19 protein-coding genes are annotated in these 18653 nt (G+C 67.4%); 9 read left to right on the top strand and 10 right to left on the bottom strand.

The window, feature by feature from the left end; all coding sequences use genetic code 11:
- Positions 1-48: 48 nt before the first annotated feature.
- Both RT323_RS03470 and msrA read right to left on the bottom strand, forming a co-directional pair.
- The gene (locus RT323_RS03470; RefSeq protein WP_313405054.1) at positions 49-594 is read right to left on the bottom strand and encodes a mismatch-specific DNA-glycosylase; all 546 of its coding nucleotides are present in this window, start codon (positions 592-594) and stop codon (positions 49-51) included.
- Positions 595-598: 4 nt separating this feature from the next.
- Positions 599-1234 carry a peptide-methionine (S)-S-oxide reductase MsrA gene (gene msrA, locus RT323_RS03465; RefSeq protein WP_313405053.1) on the bottom strand — a complete coding sequence of 212 codons (636 nt, stop codon included), beginning with the start codon at positions 1232-1234 and terminating at the stop codon, positions 599-601.
- A 63-nt stretch (positions 1235-1297) separates the two neighbouring features.
- On the opposite strand from msrA, the gene RT323_RS03460 reads away from it, so the two are divergent.
- Positions 1298-2434, top strand: a complete 1137-nt coding sequence (locus RT323_RS03460; protein WP_313405052.1) for an AI-2E family transporter — start codon at positions 1298-1300, stop codon at positions 2432-2434.
- A gap of 9 nt (positions 2435-2443) precedes the next feature.
- Positions 2444-3634, top strand: coding sequence for a threonine ammonia-lyase (gene ilvA / locus RT323_RS03455; RefSeq protein WP_313405050.1), 1191 nt, complete (start codon positions 2444-2446; stop codon positions 3632-3634).
- A gap of 82 nt (positions 3635-3716) precedes the next feature.
- On the opposite strand, the gene greA is transcribed toward ilvA, so the two are convergent.
- Positions 3717-4208 carry a transcription elongation factor GreA gene (greA, locus tag RT323_RS03450; protein WP_313405049.1) on the bottom strand — a complete coding sequence of 164 codons (492 nt, stop codon included), beginning with the start codon at positions 4206-4208 and terminating at the stop codon, positions 3717-3719.
- 68 nt (positions 4209-4276) lie between these two features.
- Positions 4277-4660: a DUF4307 domain-containing protein gene (locus RT323_RS03445; protein ID WP_313405047.1), complete on the bottom strand. Its 384-nt coding sequence runs from the start codon at positions 4658-4660 to the stop codon at positions 4277-4279.
- Between the two features lie 74 nt (positions 4661-4734).
- On the opposite strand from RT323_RS03445, the gene mca reads away from it, so the two are divergent.
- Entirely contained in the window at positions 4735-5586 is an 852-nt protein-coding gene (gene mca, locus RT323_RS03440) for a mycothiol conjugate amidase Mca (protein WP_313405102.1), read from the top strand.
- 1 nt (position 5587) lies between these two features.
- On the opposite strand, the gene RT323_RS03435 is transcribed toward mca, so the two are convergent.
- The gene (locus RT323_RS03435) at positions 5588-6361 is read right to left on the bottom strand and encodes a hypothetical protein (RefSeq protein ID WP_313405046.1); all 774 of its coding nucleotides are present in this window, start codon (positions 6359-6361) and stop codon (positions 5588-5590) included.
- A 253-nt stretch (positions 6362-6614) separates the two neighbouring features.
- Here RT323_RS03435 and RT323_RS03430 point away from each other — a divergent pair, with 253 nt between their 5' ends.
- The 4 genes from RT323_RS03430 (at position 6615) to RT323_RS03415 (ending at position 8684) form a co-directional block, all read left to right on the top strand.
- Entirely contained in the window at positions 6615-6836 is a 222-nt protein-coding gene (locus RT323_RS03430) for a hypothetical protein (RefSeq protein WP_313405044.1), read from the top strand.
- Positions 6833-7408, top strand: a complete 576-nt coding sequence (locus RT323_RS03425; RefSeq protein ID WP_313405043.1) for a GNAT family N-acetyltransferase — start codon at positions 6833-6835, stop codon at positions 7406-7408. Before RT323_RS03430 ends, RT323_RS03425 begins: the two co-directional genes overlap by 4 nt.
- Before the next feature lie 95 nt (positions 7409-7503).
- Positions 7504-8445, top strand: coding sequence for a phosphatase PAP2 family protein (locus tag RT323_RS03420; protein ID WP_313405042.1), 942 nt, complete (start codon positions 7504-7506; stop codon positions 8443-8445).
- Between the two features lie 68 nt (positions 8446-8513).
- Positions 8514-8684 (top strand): DUF255 domain-containing protein, encoded by a 171-nt coding sequence (locus tag RT323_RS03415; protein WP_313405040.1) that lies wholly within the window; start codon positions 8514-8516, stop codon positions 8682-8684.
- 207 nt (positions 8685-8891) lie between these two features.
- Here the strand turns inward: RT323_RS03415 and RT323_RS03410 are convergent, their stop codons facing one another.
- Positions 8892-11522, bottom strand: a complete 2631-nt coding sequence (locus RT323_RS03410; protein WP_313405038.1) for a UvrD-helicase domain-containing protein — start codon at positions 11520-11522, stop codon at positions 8892-8894.
- 191 nt (positions 11523-11713) lie between these two features.
- Here RT323_RS03410 and RT323_RS03405 point away from each other — a divergent pair, with 191 nt between their 5' ends.
- Positions 11714-11947 (top strand): ribbon-helix-helix protein, CopG family, encoded by a 234-nt coding sequence (locus RT323_RS03405; RefSeq protein ID WP_313405036.1) that lies wholly within the window; start codon positions 11714-11716, stop codon positions 11945-11947.
- On the top strand, positions 11944-12186 hold the full coding sequence (locus tag RT323_RS03400; RefSeq protein WP_313405035.1) for a hypothetical protein: 243 nt from the start codon (positions 11944-11946) through the stop codon (positions 12184-12186). The genes RT323_RS03405 and RT323_RS03400 overlap by 4 nt, the downstream gene beginning before the upstream one ends.
- 208 nt (positions 12187-12394) lie before the next feature.
- Here RT323_RS03400 and RT323_RS03395 read toward each other — a convergent pair whose 3' ends face one another.
- From RT323_RS03395 to RT323_RS03380, 4 genes are all read right to left on the bottom strand, one after another.
- Positions 12395-12982 (bottom strand): nucleotidyltransferase domain-containing protein, encoded by a 588-nt coding sequence (locus tag RT323_RS03395; RefSeq protein ID WP_313405034.1) that lies wholly within the window; start codon positions 12980-12982, stop codon positions 12395-12397.
- Between the two features lie 241 nt (positions 12983-13223).
- Positions 13224-13481 carry a hypothetical protein gene (locus tag RT323_RS03390; protein WP_313405033.1) on the bottom strand — a complete coding sequence of 86 codons (258 nt, stop codon included), beginning with the start codon at positions 13479-13481 and terminating at the stop codon, positions 13224-13226.
- A 216-nt stretch (positions 13482-13697) separates the two neighbouring features.
- Complete coding sequence (locus RT323_RS03385; protein ID WP_313405031.1) at positions 13698-16838, bottom strand: helicase-related protein; 3141 nt, start codon at positions 16836-16838, stop codon at positions 13698-13700.
- Positions 16835-18643 (bottom strand): phospholipase D family protein, encoded by a 1809-nt coding sequence (locus RT323_RS03380; protein WP_313405030.1) that lies wholly within the window; start codon positions 18641-18643, stop codon positions 16835-16837. The genes RT323_RS03385 and RT323_RS03380 overlap by 4 nt, the downstream gene beginning before the upstream one ends.
- Positions 18644-18653: the final 10 nt, after the last annotated feature.

Here is an 18653-nt window from a genome sequence, read left to right as displayed (position 1 = left end):
CCGCCGTCCCTGGCCGCCGCATCCGGCCTGTCGGCGAGCCCGGGAGACTCAGAGCACCCCGGCGGCCCGGGCGGCGTCGGCGTACGCGCCAGCCAGCGACTCCACGGTCTCGTGGGCGTTCAGGCCGCTCGGGTTCGGCACGACCCACAGTCGCGCATCGCCGATCGAGTCGGGCTGTGGTCCGGCCATGGCCCTCCGGCGCCCGAACGCGGTGCGGTAGGACGTGATCCCGGCGATGGCGACGACGCGCGGACCGTGCTCGAGCACCACCTGCTCGAGGCGTGCACGACCGTCGACGAGCTCGGCGGGGTCCAGCTCGTCGGCGCGGGCCGAGGCGCGGGCCACGATGTTGGTGATGCCGACGCCGCGCGCACGCAGTTGCGAAGCCGCATCGGCAGGATCGATCGTGTCCACGAGACCCGCCCTCAACAGCGCCGGGAAGAACCGGTTGCCCCGGCGGGCGAAGTGCAGCCCGGTCGCCGCGCTGATGAGGCCCGGATTGATCCCGACGAACAGCAGCTGCAGATCGTCGGGGATCAGGTCCGGGATCGTGCGGCCGGCGAAGGACTCCAGCTCGGCGCGGCTCCAGCCCATGCGGTCAGGCGTAGCTGACGCCGGTCGCGTGCAGCGGGCAGTAGCCGTACGGGTTCTTCACCAGGTACTGCTGGTGAGCCTCCTCGGCGTACCAGTAGTCGTCCAGCTCACGGATCTGCGTCGTGATCTGGCCGTAGCCGTGGGCGCTCATCTGCCGCTGGTACGCGTCGCGGGAGGCCTCGGCCTCGGCCAGCTGCTCGGGCGTGGTGGCCAGGATGATCGAGCGGTAGTTGGAGCCGCGATCGTTGCCCTGGCGCATGCCCTGCGTCGGGTCGTGGTTCTCCCAGAACACCTTGAGCAGGTCGGCATAGGAGATGACCGAGGGGTCGAAGACGACGCGCACGACCTCGGCGTGAGCGGTGCGGCCCGTGCACACCTCCTCGTAGGTCGGGTTGGGCGTGACACCGCCGGCGTAGCCGACTGAGGTGGACCAGACGCCGGGCTGCTCCCAGAACGTCTTCTCCTCGCCCCAGAAGCACCCCAGGCCGAACACGGCGACGCCGAAGCCCTCGGGTCCGTCCGTCTCGATGGGGTTGCCCGTCACCAGGTGCCGGTCGCCGACGGCGAAGGGGCGCGTGTCCCGTCCGGGCAGGGCCGTCTCGGGGGTGGGAAGCGTCGTCTTGTCGAATCCGAATCGCATGTGACCTCCTGTAGTACCTGCACAACGCCGAGCGGTGTCGCCGTGTTCCCGTAGCCTCGGATCGTGAGCAACGAGGCATCGCGGGGAACCCGCCGGTACGAGGTTCCCATCGGTGTCGAGATCGCGGTCGCCTGGGCATGGCGCATCGTGCTGGTCGGTGCTGCCGGGTACTTCGTGCTGCGTCTGCTGGCCCACTTCTCCGAGGTCACCGTGCCCGTCGCGATCGCGCTGCTGCTCTCGGCGCTGCTGGTCGGTGGGGTCGACTGGCTCGAGAAGCACCGCATCCCGCGTCTCCTCGGCACGTTCATCATCGTCCTGGGGTTGCTCGCCGCGCTGGTGGGACTGTTCGGCCTCGTGGGTCAACAGCTGTCGACGCAGTTCGACGACCTGCGCGAGAGCGTCGTCGAGGGAGTCGACCAGCTGCGCGACTGGGCACGCAACGGTCCGCTGAACCTCTCGGACGCCCAGCTGGCCGAGTGGATCAAGAGGGCGCAGGACGCGGGTGGGACCAATGACCGCGAGGTCGTCTCGCAGGCCACCGCCGTCGGCACCCAGATCGGCCACTTCGTCGCCGGCTTCTTCATCGCGCTGTTCAGCCTGTTCTTCTTCCTCTACGAGGGTGGCCGGATCTGGTCGTGGGCCGTGTCACTCTTTCCGCGTGGGGCTCGCCCTCGGGTCATGTCGTCCGGCCGAGCGGCGTGGGGATCGCTCACCGCGTTCGTGCGCGCCACGGTGATGGTCGCGTTCGTGGACGCCGTCGGGATCGCCGCCGTGGCGCTGGTGCTCCAGGTCCCGCTGGCGGCTGCGATCGGCGTCCTGGTCTTCCTGGGCGCGTTCGTCCCGATCATCGGTGCGTTCCTCTCAGGGCTGGTCGCCGTGCTCGTGGCACTGGTGGCCCACGGGCCGGTGACGGCGCTGCTCATGCTGGCGGGGGTGGTGGCCGTCCAGCAGCTCGAGTCACACGTCCTCCAGCCGTTCCTGATGGGCCACATCGTGGCCCTGCACCCGCTGGCGATCCTGCTGGCGATCGCCGCCGGCGTGGTCGCCGCCGGGATCGTCGGTGCGCTGCTCGCGGTGCCCCTCGCCGCGTGCGTCAACAGCGTCGTGCGACACCTCGCCGAGGGCGAGCCCGTCGCCACGGACGGACTCCTGGGCGATGAGTCCCGCGACCTCGGCGAACCCCCGCCGGCCACGGCCTAGGGTGGGGACGTGGACCTCGACGACGTACGCGCGGCTCGCGAACTCCTCGACGGAGTCAACGAGGTCACGCCGCTGGCGCACTCACGCTGGCTCCAGTCACTCACGGGCCAGGACGTCCACCTCAAGTGCGAGAACCTCCAGCGTGCCGGCTCGTTCAAGATCCGCGGCGCGTACACGCGCATCGCGCGCCTGACCGACGAGCAGCGCTCACGCGGTGTCGTCGCGGCGAGCGCCGGCAACCACGCCCAGGGCGTGGCCCTGGCCGCGGCCAAGCTGGGCGCGGAGGCGACGATCTTCATGCCGCACGGGGCCGCGCTGCCCAAGGTCCAGGCCACCCGCGGGTACGGGGCGCACATCGAGTTCCACGGCAGCGGCGTCACCGAGGCCCTCGAGGCGGCGCTCGAGTTCGCCGAGCGCACCGGCGCCACGCTGATCCACCCTTTCGACCACCCCGACATCGTGGCCGGCCAGGGCACGGTGGGCCTCGAGATCATCGAGCAGCTGCCCGACGTCGCCACCATCCTCGTGCCGCTGGGCGGGGGAGGGCTTGCGGCGGGCATCGCCCTGCTGAAGTCCGAGCGACCCGACCTGCGCATCGTCGGCGTCCAGGCCGAGGCCGCCGCGGCCTACCCCGACTCGCTCGCCGAGGGCATGCCCGTCCTGGCGGACATGGGCTCCACGATGGCCGACGGCATCGCGGTGGCCCGACCCGGCGAGGTCCCGTTCGAGCTGCTGCAGGAGCACCTCGACGAGGTCGTCACCGTCTCGGAGGAGTCGATGAGCCAAGCGCTGATCGGCCTGCTCGAGCGGGGCAAGCTGCTGGTCGAGCCCGCCGGCACCGTGGGGGTCGCCGCCCTGCTGCAGGAGCCGCACCGCTTCACCGGACCGATCGTGCCGATCCTGTCGGGCGGCAACATCGACGCGTTGCTTCTGCTCGAGGTGATCCGGCACGGCCTCGCCTCCGGCGGCCGCTTCCTCATGTTCCGCGTGCGCATCTCGGACCGCCCCGGCGAGCTCATGCGGCTGCTGACGGCGCTGGCCGAGATGGACGTCAACATCCTCAACGTCCACCACGACCGCGGGTCCGAGGCACTCGGCGTCCGCGAGGTCGAGGTGGCGCTGCAGGTGGCCACGCGTGGGCCCGAGCATCGCTCCGAGGTCTGGCGCCGGCTCGACGAGCTGGGCTACGAGCCGATCTGAGGGCACGCCTCCTGGACGCAGAAGCGCCCGCCACTGCGACAGTGGCGGGCGCTGCTGGGCCACCGGGACGGTGGCACGCGGATCAGAAGGGCTTCGCCTCGACGATCTCGACGGTGAGCAGCTTGCCGTTGGGCGCCTCGTAGCTGACGGTGTCGCCAGCGGACGATCCCGTGATGGCCTGGCCCAGGGGCGAGGTCGGAGAGTAGACGTCGAGGTCGACGCTGGAGTCCATGCTCAGCAGCTCGCGCGAGCCGAGCAGGAAGGTCTCGGTGTCGGTGTCGCCCTCGAAGCGGATCGTGACCTTCATCCCGGCCTCGACCAGGCCGTCGTCGGCCGGGGCCTCGCCGACCTCGGCGCGGCGGAGCCGGTCCTCGAGCTGGCGGATCTGGGCGTCGGTCTTGCCCTGCTCCTCGCGAGCGGCGTGGTAGCCGCCGTTCTCCTTCAGGTCACCCTCGTCGCGCGCGGTGGCGATCTTCTGGGTGATCTCGGGCAGGACCTCGTTCTTGAGGCGGGCGAGCTCGGCGACGAGTCGGTCGTAGGCCTCTTGGGTGACCCAGATGGTCTCAGTCGACATGGCTGTACTCCTCACTACGTACGAAACCCCGGGACCTCCCGGGGTGAAACTCCTACTCTACCAGCAGATCATTTCTGGTCACAGGAGTCGAGAACTCCGGTGACTGCCCGTCGCTCCGTGAGGATCTCGGTCACGACCCGGACCTGCTCGTCGTCGGAGGCCGGGACCTCGATGGTCTTCTCGCCGACGATCATCTTGTCCTCGGACTGGGCGTAGACGCGGCACGTGAGGGCGATCGGCTCGTCGCGGAAGATCTCGAGGTCGACCTTGGTCGTGTTCTCGTCGATGACCTCGTAGGAGTGGACGCGGGCCTGGTGGGCGGGGGCGTCGGACCACGACGCCCAGGCGGCCCAGGCGACGCCCAGCGTGATGCCGATCGCCGCGACGACGGGCCACAACCAGCGCGGCGTGGAACGGCGGTGGCGTCCGTAGCGGGCATCGAGGTCGGTCACGGCACCCATTGTCTCAGGGGCGTGGAAGACTGTTCGACGTGGTCGAGAACGCCGGAGACAGCAAACTGCGCCTGATGCACGTGCACGCCCATCCCGACGACGAGTCGAGCAAGGGTGCCGCGTCCACCGCCAAGTACGTCGCCGAGGGGGTCGACGTCCACGTCGTCACCTGCACCGGCGGAGAGCGTGGCTCGATCCTCAACCCGGCGTTCGAGCACCCGGGCATCATCGACAACCCCGAGCTGATCGCCGAGATCCGCCGCGACGAGATGGACCGCGCGCGCGAGATCCTGGGCGTCACGCAGGACTGGCTGGGCTTCGTGGACTCGGGCTGGCCCGAGGGCAACCCCAAGCCGCCGTTGCCGGACGACTGCTTCGCCCTGGTGCCGCTCGAGGAGGCGGCCGCGCCCCTGGTCCGGCTCATCCGCTCGTTCCGCCCGCACGTCCTCACGACGTACGACGAGAACGGCGGGTATCCCCACCCCGACCACATCAAGTGCCACGAGGTCAGCGTGTACGCCTTCGAGGCGGCGGCCGACCCCGAGCGCTATCCCGAGCTGGGCGAGCCTTGGCAGGCCAAGAAGCTCTACTACCACCACGGTTGGTCGCGGGCCCGGATCGAGTCGATCAACGCCGCGATGGAGCGCCACGGTCTGGAGTCCCCGTACAAGGACTGGCTCGAGAAGCGTGAGATCGACCCCGAGCACGAGAAACGCCTGACCACCCGCGTCCCCTGCAGCGACTACTTCGAGGTCCGCGACCAGGCGCTCATCGCGCACGCGACCCAGATCGACCCCAACGGCTTCTGGTTCGCCGTCCCGCGCGAGGTCCAGGCCGAGGCGTGGCCCACCGAGGACTACGAGCTCGTCCGGTCCTTCGTGGACGCTCCGGTCCCCGAGGACGACTTGTTCGCCGGACTGCGCTGACTCAATCGCAGCCGCGGCGGAAGTCGGTGTCGGAGCTCTGGGTGACGCCCTTCGCGGTCAGATCGTCGCGCAGGTACCGCGCTTGCCTCGCGAGTCGCGCCGTGCTCTGCTCCGGTCGGAAGCGTCCTGTCGCCACGACGTGGCACCGGTCGATCCCGGTGACGCCGGCGGCGAAGTCGAGGTAGGTCTGGCTGGCCGGTGCCCGTTGCGGCTCGGCGTTCCACAGGCCCCACGTGCGGCGCACGAACATCGCATGGCCGTGCGGGTCGATCGACGCGTGCACGGTCTGCAGGGTGACGCCGAGGTGAGCGTTCTCGACCTCGACGCGCCATGCGGCCTTGATGACTCGCGCGGGGCGGGCCGGGCGATGGCCGGGGTCCCACCGATCGGCCACGGTCCACGCGACCGGCATGCGCCGGTAGTGCCGCGAGGCGGACTCGAGCGCCTTGGTCATGTCCACGCGCGAACGCATGTCGAGGCCGGCGAACGTGTGGTCGACCGCGTCGCGCGCGGTGGCGGCGGCGTCGGCGTCGGCCGTCGATGCTCGTTCCACCGCCTCGACGAGGCGCGTGGCCAGCACGATCACATCGGTGCGCGAGAACCCTCGGGGCGGGGCGGGCGCGTCCGTGGGATCGAGGTCCACCTCAGGTGCCTGCGCCAGCTTCGTCAGTCGCGTGACCTCGACAGGCGTGTCCGGTTCCTCCTTCTCGGGGTCGCGGCCGCAGCCGGCGGCGACGGTGAGGAGGATCAGGGCGGAGCACAGGAATCGGCGCATGCGGTCAGCCTCCCGAGGGATGCGGGGAGCTGTCGAACGGCTGTCCACAGGTCCTCACCGGGCATCGCCTAGGCTTCGTTCGGCATCTGTTCCAGCAGTTTCAGCAGTGAGGATCGTTCGTATGTGCTCTCCGGCTCCGTGCAGGAAGTGTGGCAAGACGACGTGGCAGGGTTGTGGCGAGCACATCGAGCAGGCTCGCGCGATGGTCCCGGCCGACCAGTGGTGCGGCCACGAGCAGGACTAGGCTCCCCTTGTGACCATGCTCGACATCGCGGTGCTGGCCGCGCAGGAGATCGACCCTGACGGCAACCAGTCGATCGGCTGGCTCGCGGGCCTGTACACGCTCGGGCTGTTCATCGTGATCGGACTGCTGCTGTGGTCGTTCGCGCGGATGGCCAAGAAGGCACGTCAGCCGTGGGAGGGCGAGGAGCAGGACTCCGAGTCCACCGACGGTGACCGGCCTCCGTCCGTGTGACCTCGCTGCAGACCTCGCGTCTCCTCCTGCGGCCCTGGCGCCCGCAGGATCGTGAGCCGTTCGCCCGTCTCAACGGCGATCCCGAGGTCATGCGGCACTTCCCGACGACGCTCGACCGGGCCGCGAGCGACGCTCTCGCCGACCGGATCGCCGCTCGGCTCGACCAGCACGGGTGGGGCCTGTGGGCGGTCGAGGTCGTCGACTGCGGCCGCTTCGCCGGCTTCACCGGGCTGAACCCCGTGCCGCCCCAGATCACCGAGATCGTCGCCGGGCGCCCGCGCATGGAGGTCGGCTGGCGCCTCTCGCGCTGGGCCTGGGGGCACGGCTACGCCACCGAGGCCGCGAGAACCGCTCTCGCCTTCGGGTTCGACGAGCTGCAGCTGCCCGAGATCGTCTCGTTCACCGCGGCGGGCAACGCCCGTTCGAGGACCGTCATGGAGCGCCTCGGCCTGACCCGCGACCCGGCGGACGACTTCGACCACCCCGCGCTGGCGCCGGACAGCCCGTTGCGGCGGCACGTGCTGTACCGCCTCGCGCGTGGGCGCGGGACATCTGTAGGGGCGAAACCTTGATCCATGTCGCGGAACGTCGATAACGTCCGGTGGGGGAAGTCCGCGGTCGCGCGGACCGGCGCGACCCAGCGCCCGCCCCAACGTGAGGAACGTCGATGAGCCTGCAGCAGCCTGCGGTGACCGACGCGTCCCGGGTGCGTCCGTCCCGTTGGCGTCCGGTGGCCGTCGCCGTGTTCGCGGTGGCGCTCACAGCGTGGATCGTGACCATCGGGGTGCCGACCGACCCGTTCCAGATGTTCGCCTGGATGTGGCTCGCGGTGATCGCCTGGCGCTGGGGGTCCCCGGCCAGCGTCCACCTCGCCTTCGCGAAGGACTGGTGGCCGGTCTTCGCCGTGCTGATCGTGTACCTCTACAGCCGCGGCCTGAGCGACGAGCTGATGGGCACCACGGTCAGCTGGACGATGCCGATCCACGTCGACAGCTGGCTCACCGGCGGCCAGGACCTGCCCACGCAGTACCTGCAGGACGCCCTGTGCGGCGAGCCGTGCCTGAGGGCGTCGTCGCCCCGGTGGTACGACGTGCTCTTCACGACCGTCTACTACAGCCACTTCGTCGTTGCGATGACGTTGGCCCTCGTGCTGTGGGTGCGCAACCGTGCCGACTGGGCGGCCTGGCTGAGCCGGTACCTGGTCATGAATGTGGCGGGCCTCGTGGTCTACATCCTCTACCCGATGGCGCCGCCGTGGCTGGCGTCCAAGGAGGGCTACATCGCCGAGAGCCTGCCCCGCCTCACCGGGCGCGGCTGGTCCGACCTCGGTCTCGGCGGCTTCCACGTCATCCTCGCGAAGGTGGGCAATCCCGTCGCGGCGATGCCGTCGCTGCACGGGGGCATCGCGATGCTCGTGGCGCTGTGGACGATCCATCGCCTGAGCAGCCCCTGGCGGTGGACCGTGCTGCTCTACCCGGTTGTCATGGGGTTCGCGCTGGTCTACTACGCCGAGCACTACGTCATCGACATCGCCGCGGGATGGGCGCTGGCCTGTGCCGTCATGCTCGCCGTCGGCTGGTGGGAGCGGCGCCGTGGGTTGGCCACCTGACGATCCGGAGTCGCGAGTGGCGGATCGCGGGGCCAGCGAGTCCTCGCGGTCGCGACTAGCGTGAAGTCGTGCCCAATCGTCTCGCCCAGTCCCAGTCGCCCTACCTGCGCCAGCACGCCGACAACCCGGTCGACTGGTGGGAGTGGGGCCCGGAGGCGCTGGCCGAGGCCGAGCGCCGCGACCTGCCGATCCTGCTGAGCGTCGGGTATGCCGCCTGCCACTGGTGCCATCAGGGGTAACGCTCTCGGAAATCGTGCGACGAATCAGTGATAATGCCGGTATTGCAGCGATAATCAGAGCCGGTCCGTTTCGGCCGAATTCGCCAAGTTTCGCCCTTTTCGGGGCTTCGTGTATCACTCTCGTGTATCACTCAGAGGTTCTGGCGCGGTACGAACCGCGCCGCAGGGATGCTCACCTACCGATTGTGGCACTGGCCAGAACAGGCATCAGAGCCGCGCCGTCTGTCGGCACTTCGGGAAACGGCTGCATCCCAGGAAGTCCCCGTAGGGACCCTTGCGGCGGACGAGAGTTCCTTGGCCGCACGCCGGACACACGAGAACGTCCTCGGTGGTGGCTCCTGCGCCATCAATCACCACTCCCGGGTCCTTGAGTAATTCGACAATGAAGGGCGACTCAAGGCCGGTGACAGTGAAGATCGTGACGCCGTGGCGGGCGCGCGTCAGCGCGACGTAGAAGAGTCGCCGTTCCTCTGAGTGAGGGAAGCCGTCGTCATCGGACATGGCGAGGGCGAGCACAGGGTCGTCGCTGATTTGGCTGGGGAAGCCAAAGGTGCCGGCCGTCAGATTGGGCAGGATTACGTAGTCGGCTTCGAGGCCCTTCGACCGATGAACGGTGCGGAACGTGACGTCGAGCTGGGGAAACTCGCGCCTGCGTACGAGGTCCTGCTCAAAGCGATAGCGGCCGAGCACATCGACGCTGATACCTGAATTCTCAGTCGCGAGCTTGGTGAGGTGTTCCTGGACCGCACCTGGGATGGCTTCTCGGTTGGGGACCCGCACGATCGTCACCGGCGGACCGCCGTCGCCGCGGGCGGACTTGACGGTCTTCGCGATTTGCGCCGGGTTGCGTGAGACGAAGCGGCTGGCGACATCAGCGATGGTCTGGGTGCAGCGGAATGTCGTTTGCAGCCTGCGAGTTTGGGCGGGGCCAAAGTAGGAGGCGAAGTCGGTCATCGCTGACAGGTCAGCACCAGCGAACCGGTTGATCGCCTGCCAGTCGTCGCCGACCGCGAGCAAGTGCTTGTCGTTTCCTTGCATGAGTGCTCTGGTGAGCCGGGCGCGGGCCCGACTGGTGTCCTGGAACTCGTCGACCATCACGAGGTCGTAGCGTGCGAGATCGGGATCACCCTCCACGAGCTCGGCTGCCTGCAACAGCATGTCGTCGAAGTCGACGGCGTTGATCGCGCGGAGTTCTGCTTGCCACCTGTCATGAATGCGCCAGTAGAGGTCCAAGAACAGTCTGGTGCGGGGGTTGTTTCGCTTGGGCTGATCCGAGAGTCGGGCCTCCAGGTCCTCTCGGGTTAAGGAGCCGGACTTCACGTGCGACATGAAGGTCCGGACGAGCCGTGCAAGTCTCTCGTGCTCGAGTGGTTTCGCGCCGGGGATGGGTCGGTCGGGATTCCAATCGAGGTGGAGGCCCTGATCAGAGAGATCCCTCTCTAGCGCATCGAAACCGCTGAGGTCGATGATTTCGTGCCATTTCGTCTCGACGAGCGTGGTTCCGTACTGCTGGTGGATTTGCTTCTTCCAGCGCATCGACTCTGCATAGCCGGTGAAGCTCGCAGGAGGCGTGCCGTCAGCACGAAGCGCCCAGTGCTCGTGCCAGACCTGCGCGTCCGGGTAGAAGAAGTCGGGCCGGTACTGCGAGTGATCGCTGTCAGCGACGTCGTGTGCGTACGGGCGCTCGTAGTCGTAGTTGACGCCGTTGAGGAAGAGCCAATCGGCAATGAGCCTCTCGCCCTCGCTGCGCACCGTCTCGCCGCGAAACGTCTGGAAGCCAGTCAGTCGCGTGGACCGATCGTAGCTGTCGGGTTCGCCGCCATCCGGCTCGTCGGACATCCGGCCATAGAGAAGTCGGAACGCGTCCCATTTGAACCGGAAGTCAGGGGAGGATTCGCGAAGCTCGTCGACGATCTCCTCGATCTTCAATGTGTCTTTCCCGCTCTCCACCCACGGCGCGATGCTCGGTTTCCGTCCCGTCACCTTGCCGATGAGGGAGAGTCCGAACGCGTGAAACGTGCTGGCGCGGAGGCCGACCGTCGGTAGGCCGAGGATGGCGAGCCGAGCGTTGACTCGCTCTTGGAGTTCTCGGGCCGCGTCGGCATTGAATGCAAGCATGAGGATGCGATCGGCGGGGACGAAACCGCGATCGATCGCATAAGCGGCCCGAGCGACCATGACCGACGTCTTCCCAGACCCGGCCGCGGCAATGACGCGCACGCGGTTGTCGAAGGTGACCACCGCGCTCACCTGTTCCGCCGTCAGCGGCGATCTCTCGACGCTGTCGAAGAACGACTTTCGAGTGGCCGCCTCACGCCGGAGGATTTCATCGTTGGTCGCGGCGACTCGCGACCGGTGGTCGTCGTCGAGGAAGTCGAGGGTCTGGCGCTCGTCGTCTGTGAGCAGCGGCGTCAGAGTCGAGAGTTCCGTGGGAGTCAATGTGACCAGGAGCTCGGAGCTCGTTGGTATCCCGGTCAGGATTCTCTTGGCTGTGTCATGCGCGATCCAGCGCTGCTGGGCGAGATGGCTGTTGAGCACTTGATCGAACGCTGCTCGGGAGAGGGCGGCACGTGGAAAACGTGCGCCGAACTTGCCTCGAACCACGATCTCGTTGATCGCCGTCCGTACACATTGAATCTGACGTCGCTGAAGACCCTTGAGCTCTAGGGGGGTGGGACCGTCCGCGGTGAGGACTCCGCGGAACCACCCTCGCCGAACAGCAAGGCGGGAAGCGTCGACGCCAACGTACTCAGTGGTCACCCCCTCGGCGACCAGAATCAGCCGGTCGTGATCTCGAGTGAGCGTCCAACCGCCTTTGCCTGCCCACAGAGTGCTCACGCGCTAATCCTGCCGTGACTGTTGGGCTAGTGACGTCAATCCTCCGAAGTCCCACGCGACGGCCCACATGGTTCGCCCGCCTTAGTGGCCTTGTGAACCGGGGATGAGGGGATGGCCGTTCTTGCAGCCGGGGACGCAGAACTATCCGCTGCTCACTACCACCCACGCCATTTTCGTCATACGATTTGGTCATGGTCACCGAGGAACAGATCGAGAAGTGGGCTGACGAGGCTCAGGCCGGTTATGACGTCGGGGAGTTGAAGCGCCGCGGGCGCGGTCGGCCTGGGCGTGGAGCTGAGCCGATGCAGGTCGTTGCTGTCCGTCTCACGGGCGAGGAGATCGCTGCCTTGGACGCGATCGCCGAGCGAGAGCACCTGACCCGATCCGAAGCGATCCGGCGTGCGCTGGCTGACTTCGCTGCGTGAACGTCCACTCGAGCGCGCTCAAGCACGGAGTGTTGCCTGAGGACGCCGTCCAGGCAGCTGGCTGGTCGCAGTGGATCGAGCCTCTGGACGAGGACGAGTGGCCGCATCGTGAGTTGCGGCTGGGCTTCGACACACAGGCGCGCTTGCTCGAGACGGTCGTGTTGATCTTCGAGAGCGGCGAGGAGCTGGTGATTCATGCGATGCCGGCCCGAAAGCAGTACTGGGATCTGCTGCCCTAGCGATGTCACGCCGACGTCCATGCTCCCACTCGCAGTACGGTCAGGATTTCGTGGAGGAGCGACCGAGGGATTTGAGTCGGCGGCCTTGTCGCCGCGGTACTGAGGTCGGACGTCAGCGGGGCGACACCCGTTGGCGAGTTGCTAGAAGGTCCAGTCGTTGGCGACCTTGCCGCCATTCGCGTGATAGCTGGCGCTGGACGGACTTGGGTCATGACGCCCTTCGGCGGCCGATGCGCGGCAGAGAGCCGACCAGCAGCAGTCCGTCACGCAGGATCTCTGCAACGACCGGCTCGCGGTCGTTCGGTGCGCGGGTGACCTCCTCGTTCGTCAGGTGGAGGACGTCGCAGTCGTTCCCGATTCGTTCCTCAACGGCCTGCTGCAAGTCTGCGCGCCCGTCCCACGCCTGGGGTGCGATCACTACGAGGTCGATGTCGCTGTCCGCGTGGGCCTCTCCTCGAGCGACAGATCCGAATGCGATCACGGCCTCGGCGCCGGGCGCGGCATCGCGAACCACCCGGGTCAGCGCCTCGATCGGACTGGCCAGGGCCCGCAGCGGCGCGATCGACTCGTGCCGCTCGTTGATCCGGTGTAAGCCGGCGCGCCCGACGGTCTCGGTCGTGATGACTCCTACCTGTTCAAGGTCGCGGAGCGCCTGTTGGACCGCTCCCAGGCTGTGGTTTCCGACAAGGGCATGGATGCGCCTGCCGGTCAAAGGAGCGCCTGTCCGCAGCAGCGCGGCGAGGACGGCGCCGCGAGCTCCGGGCATCAGGCCTCCGAAGGGCTCGCCGAAGTTCACATGATCATTCTAGTGTTCAAATGAACAACTATCGAGTCATCGACAACGGAACTACACATTGACGTGCTGTGCTCCTTCTGGCCGACCTCGCCAAAACTCGGACGACCTCTTCAAGCAACTCGTGAAGGAGTGTCGCTGTCGCGAAGAAGCTCGACCTGGTGGTGGCCACGACTCAGGTGTTTTACCGCCGAAGAAGAATCACGCCCGTCGGTCAGTGATGGCCGGCGGGCCTTCGGTTTGGTCATACCTTGTGCATCGACTCTGCCGCGCCGCCGAAGAACTCCGGGTCATCCACCCAGTCGCGGAAGCAGGGGTCACACAGGAGCATGGTCGCCACGCCGGCCTCCGGGAAGGGACCGGGCCAGCGCCACGTGAGTTTCCACTCGATGGGTCCGTGCTCTTCGTCGAGGGGCAGGTGGCAGACCATGCACTCGCACTCGATGCTTTCGTGCGTCATCAATTCGTCGAGATTGATTCGCTCTGCATCGACCATCGACACGGTTCGGTCCTCTCCGTCGTCCCTCGCGGATCTTCACTTACACGAGTGACTTTACGGGCGCGGACCGACACTTTCCGGGCCTGGAACGTCGGTCAAGATCGACGCTTCCTGTCGGTCCAGAGAGACGGCCGTTACCTCGCGATTCTTTGGTGTGCGGGAAGGTGCCAACGAGCTCGGGTGTCGTTGCCCAACCGGTAACGAACGTGCCGAGCGCGTCTACGCCCGCGGCGGCGTGAGGTCGATCCGTAGCCACGCGACGTCCTCGCCCACGTAGCGCACGAGATCGTCCTGACGCGGCTGTCCCATCACGAGGCGGTAGGCGCCCACGGTCCGGAGCAGGCGGCGGTACTGCTGCTCCTCGCGGCTCAGAGGCAGGGCCGGGACGTAGCGCTCGATGACCGCACCTCCGGGGCGCGTGTAGATCCAGAACGGTGTGATTTCCGATCCGTCACCGGTGCTTGCGCGGGCCGCGTCGAAGACCGCCTCCCATGGGTCACTCGCGTCGCTGCGGAGGGCGACGTGTCCGTGGTCGACGGCGACGTTTTTGCGCACCGCGTGACCCTTGTACCGGTGCACGCGTCCCTCGCGTTGTTCCAGGTCGACGGGATTGCCGGGAAGGTTCCAGTGCACGATCGCGTGGCTGTAGGTGTGGAAGTCCAGGCCCTCCTGCCCGACCGACGTCGACGCCAGCACGAAGGGACGGAACGGTGAGTTGTACGCCGTCCTGATCGTCGTCTCGCGCATGGCCGCCTTGTCGTCGGACTGCGTGCGCCCGAAGCGCGCTGCGAAGTGGCTGCTCATGCGATGCTCGCTGAGCATGATCTCGCTGCCGTCGACCTCGATCTGCTCCACCGTGTTGGTGGCGGCACGCGTGGACAAGGCTTCGGCGATGGTCTCGCTCAATGTCTCTGCGCGCGGTACCGGGTCGGCATCCTGCAGGCCCTCGGACTCGACGAGTACGTGCACGTACTCGTCGAGGACGGCTTGGAGGCACCCGTCGGCAGCATGATCGAGCACGGCCCGCCAGTAGGCTTCGTCCTCACCAGCGCGGACGAGTGCCACGATCTCTGGCTTGTTGAACAGCGAGCGCAGTCCCTGTGCGACTCGGTGGGCCGCGTCGCGTATGGCTGGGTCTGCCAGGGCGTCGAGACCACCGGTCACGCGAGAAAGCGCCCGCAACGCGCAGACTCCGGGGCCGGCGATCGCCATCGTCGTGAGCACCTCAGTGAGGTCGTCGGGCCGCGGCCCGAGTTGGAGCTCCTTCACACCGTCCGCTGCCCGCAGGTGCGGACCGAGCCGGGACTCCTGATCCTGCTCTTCCACGCCGTCCCAACTGCGCATCCGGGACAGGAACGCGGCGTTGTCGCCGGCCGCGAGCTTTCGATCCATCAGGAATGGCGCCGCCCAGTACCAGCGCTGGTCGGGCGTCCCGATTCGTGGCGACCCCTCGGGAAGCCGTGCGAGCGCCTCGCGCACGCGCTCGCCGACCGCGTTGAGGAGTTCGCTTCGCGTAAGGGGGAACGACGTGCCCGAGGAGCGGGCGACCTCAAGCGGGTCTCCCAGCCGGGCCAGTACGAGGGCCGGGTAGGTCAGGGCGAGTGCTGGCATGCCGGCGGGACGACCGCCATTCATCCGGAACTGCAGCGGAGGCGTGACGGGCCGGTCGTCGTACCGGCGATCGGCGTAGCCGGCGGCCTGCATGGACCGGCGCTCGGCCTCGAAGCTGAGCATGACGGAGATCGCCTTTGGCACGACGGCCCAAGCCGAGAAGACCAAACGCTTGGTGAAGGCCTTCAGCAGCGGGTCGGCGTAGGCGCCTGACATCTCGTAGTACGGCAAGGACGGGGGCAACCAGGCGAGTCGCCATGCTCCGCGATCGAGTACGTCCTCGCTCAGACCTCGAAGCTTGGCATTGCCCGGATCGACCTGCCGGTAGTGCTGGACTTCGGCCCAGTCGAGCATGCCTCGACCACTTCGCAGGGTGGCTGCCAGCGTGGGGTCGTTCTGTTCGGCAGCCGCTTGGAACTTTGTGCGGATCTGATAGCTGTTGCGATCCATGAGGTTCAGCGGATAGGGCGTCGATCGCCAGTATTCGAAGACGTCATGCCGGTCGATCTGGCGCGCCACGTCATCGAAGGTCCGCCATGAGCGCAGGTCGTCGGCGGCGAGCCTGGCTCCCGGAAGCGGGCGTTCGGCCAGCATCCCGTCACGATCGGCAGTCGACGCGAGCCGCTCGGTCCGGCTCATCACGCGTTGCAGTTCGAGCTGGACCCGGTCGCGGGCCACGCGGGCGCGCGAGTGGTCGCCGCCGAGGAGGCCTTCCCTCATGGTGCGCAGCTCACGCTCGACGACGTGAGCGCGCTCGTCGCCGGCAAGGAATCGAACAGTCCGCGTGAAGTCGCGGTAGTGATCGTCGCCCTCGGGCTCGTCGGGCAGCGTGTACATCTTGTACGGCGTGGCCGAGAGCAGGAGGACCTTGGCATCCGGATGGTCGAAGATCGCCTTCGCGAGCCCTGCCCCGTCATCGTCGGCGTCGAGCAGGTCCTTGAACCGTTGGAACTCGTCGAGGATGACGAGGTCGGGCTCGAGATGATCGACCGCCGCGGTGGCCAAGAGGTGTCGCAGCACGCCGATGAGCCGGTGACGCCGCCCGTTCAGCTCGTCGCCGGGCGAGCTGCGAAGGTAGGTGAACTCGGCGGCGCAGTCGTCGAGTTCGTCCTCGAGGGCCCCGCCCCCAGGGCCCGTGGCCGCCTGAATCGCGTCAGCGAAGGACCCGCACAGTTCCGCGTCGATCGAGGCTCGATCGAACCACGCCAGCTCGCGTTCGAAGTTCTCGCGCGACATCCATCCTTGGAAGAACTTCGTCCAGCGGCTTCGTCCCGTGATCTCGTGCCCCCAGATCTCGGCGAACATCCAGTACAGCAGGACGCGCTCCGGGGCCGCGCCGCCGGAGTGACCCACCTTGAACGAGGTCCCGGGCGTGAACGAGATGAAGTTGATGCGTTGGTCCCGCAGGTTGCGCATGACCTTCGGCAGCAGCGTGAGGCGATCCGCATGCTTCACCTCGGAACCGCCGACGACGTTGAGGCGGCTCAGGTTTTGTCGGGCGATCTGGCTGTTGGAGCAGATGTAGACGATGTCGATGCGCTTGTCGGTCTCCCAGAGGTGCTCGACAGTCTTCGCAATGAGGCCCTTGGCGACCATGGTCTTGCCCAAGCCGACCTCGTCCGCCACGAGGAACTTCTTGACGGCGTCGTCGTCGACCCACAGGCGTCTGAAAGCGTGTTCGACCGTGTCGCGCTGGAAGTCCTTCAACGTTGCGAGGATGCGCTCAGTGCGCCCCGGATCACCGTTCATGCGCGGTGCTCCCGGTGTACCTGCCAGACGACGTCCCACAGCTCGTCGAACCCGTCGGGTACCAGCTCGTCGCCGTGGGGGAGCGACCGCAGGTCCTCAACGAGACTGGCGACTCGAGCGAGCGCGTCCTCATCGCGACCAGTGGCGCGGACCAGCGGCTCGAAGAGGGCGACGTCCGCACTCGTGAGAGCGGGTCGGTCCGTCCCGTGGAATCCCTGGTCGTCGATTCCGGCGAGTTGGGCGAACAAGGCGTCATAGCTCGGGTCGCCGAGCAGGAAGGCGAGGTAACGCAGCACGTCGTCCTTGCTGCGCAGGATCGAGAACACGGCGTCTTGGCGCCTGCCCTCGGTCGCTCCGACGAGCGATGACTTGATGACGCAGGAGCGGGTCGCTCGCGCCGCACCCTCGCCGAGCGTGGTCTCCACCGCCATGAAGGGGGTGACGTTGATCGGGGCGATTGTCCAATCGAGCGTGTGCGCGAGCGGCTTGGCCTGCGTGTCGGGAGGCAGCGAAACGGGCCACACGCGAGTGATGCCCGGAGCGTCAGTGGGAATGTCGATGCTGAGCGTGATCGTGGCCCGGTCGTCATCGTCAGCGTCGGCGACGTGAAGAGTCGGACCCCTCGCCGCGAGCTGCTGGTGGAAGTGCTCCAACTCGTATGACGTCGCAATCGAGGGATCGTCGGCACCAGCGACGCTCGTGACGCTGTACTCCTCCATGATCCGGACGAGACCTGGCGCCTCGGCGGAACCGTTCAGGACGGTCTCGACTCCGCAGGACGCGGTCGGACCCCGGAGCAGCGCGTCGAACTCCACGTTGTTGCCCCACGTGGGGCTCGTCAGGTTCGCGCTGCCGGTCACCACGGACGATTCCCCGCCGGCCTCGTCGATCACGAATGTCTTGGCATGAAGTCCGTCATGACTCTCCAGGAACCCGTCGTGAACAATGCGCGAGACGTCGGGGAGGTCCTGCTCTGGGTCGATCTCAGCAAGGCGTTGCAGCACGTTGACTGACCATCCTTCGAGCCCTTGGGCTCCGATCAGCTCGAGCGTTTCCGCGCGGGAGAGCAGCGTGCGGTTTGTCGTGATCCGTCCGATCGACTCGAGCGCCGCCTTCGAGAGGAACGGGCTGATCGCCAACAAGCGCTGGGCGTGGTCCGGGAATGGCCAGATGCGGTCGGCGGTGACCCCGATCGGGATCAGTTCTCCGCTCGTGAATGGCGTCGGCGCCGTCAGCCGGACCCCGGCCAGCGAATGGGCGAGATCGGCGATCTCCTCGGACCGTCTCCTGCTGAGAGGTCGCACGGCAAGGTCGGGGAGTTGAGCCACGAATCCCGCGGCCGGAGCTGCGTCGATGGTCCCGGCCTCGTCTTCGTCCAGGACCAAGGCTGTGTCCCACGACTTGTCCAGAGTCAGATTTCGGCTCAGGACGACCACTCGGTGCAGGTACTGACCATCGCTGTCGACGAATCTGAGGGCCCAAATCTTCGGATGGAAGATCGCGCCTTCGTGGGGCGGCATCACTTCGGTGACGCTGTCCTCGATAAAGGTGAGGATGCTCCGGTAGTTGCCGGGAACGTGGATGCCACCGGCCTGGCAGAAGACCGTGGTGTGGTCACCGTGTCGCCGGACGGCCTCGAGCAGGCGGATCGGATCCACGCTGCCGATGTTGTCGGCGTTGCCCTGGTCGAACAGCGCGAACGACAGCGGCGCCAGGAGAAGTGCGGTGAGGTTCAGGGAGTAGGTCGTGCCGACTGCCACGTCGACGCGATGCCCCGCAGGTGGGCGTAGCGCGTCGGTCAGCATGACGCGCGTC

The organism is Aeromicrobium sp. (genome assembly GCF_032084975.1).
Taxonomy (GTDB): Bacteria; Actinomycetota; Actinomycetes; order Propionibacteriales; family Nocardioidaceae; genus Aeromicrobium.
Note: the sequence above shows the minus strand (reverse complement) of the source record. Positions and strands in the feature narration are given on the sequence as shown.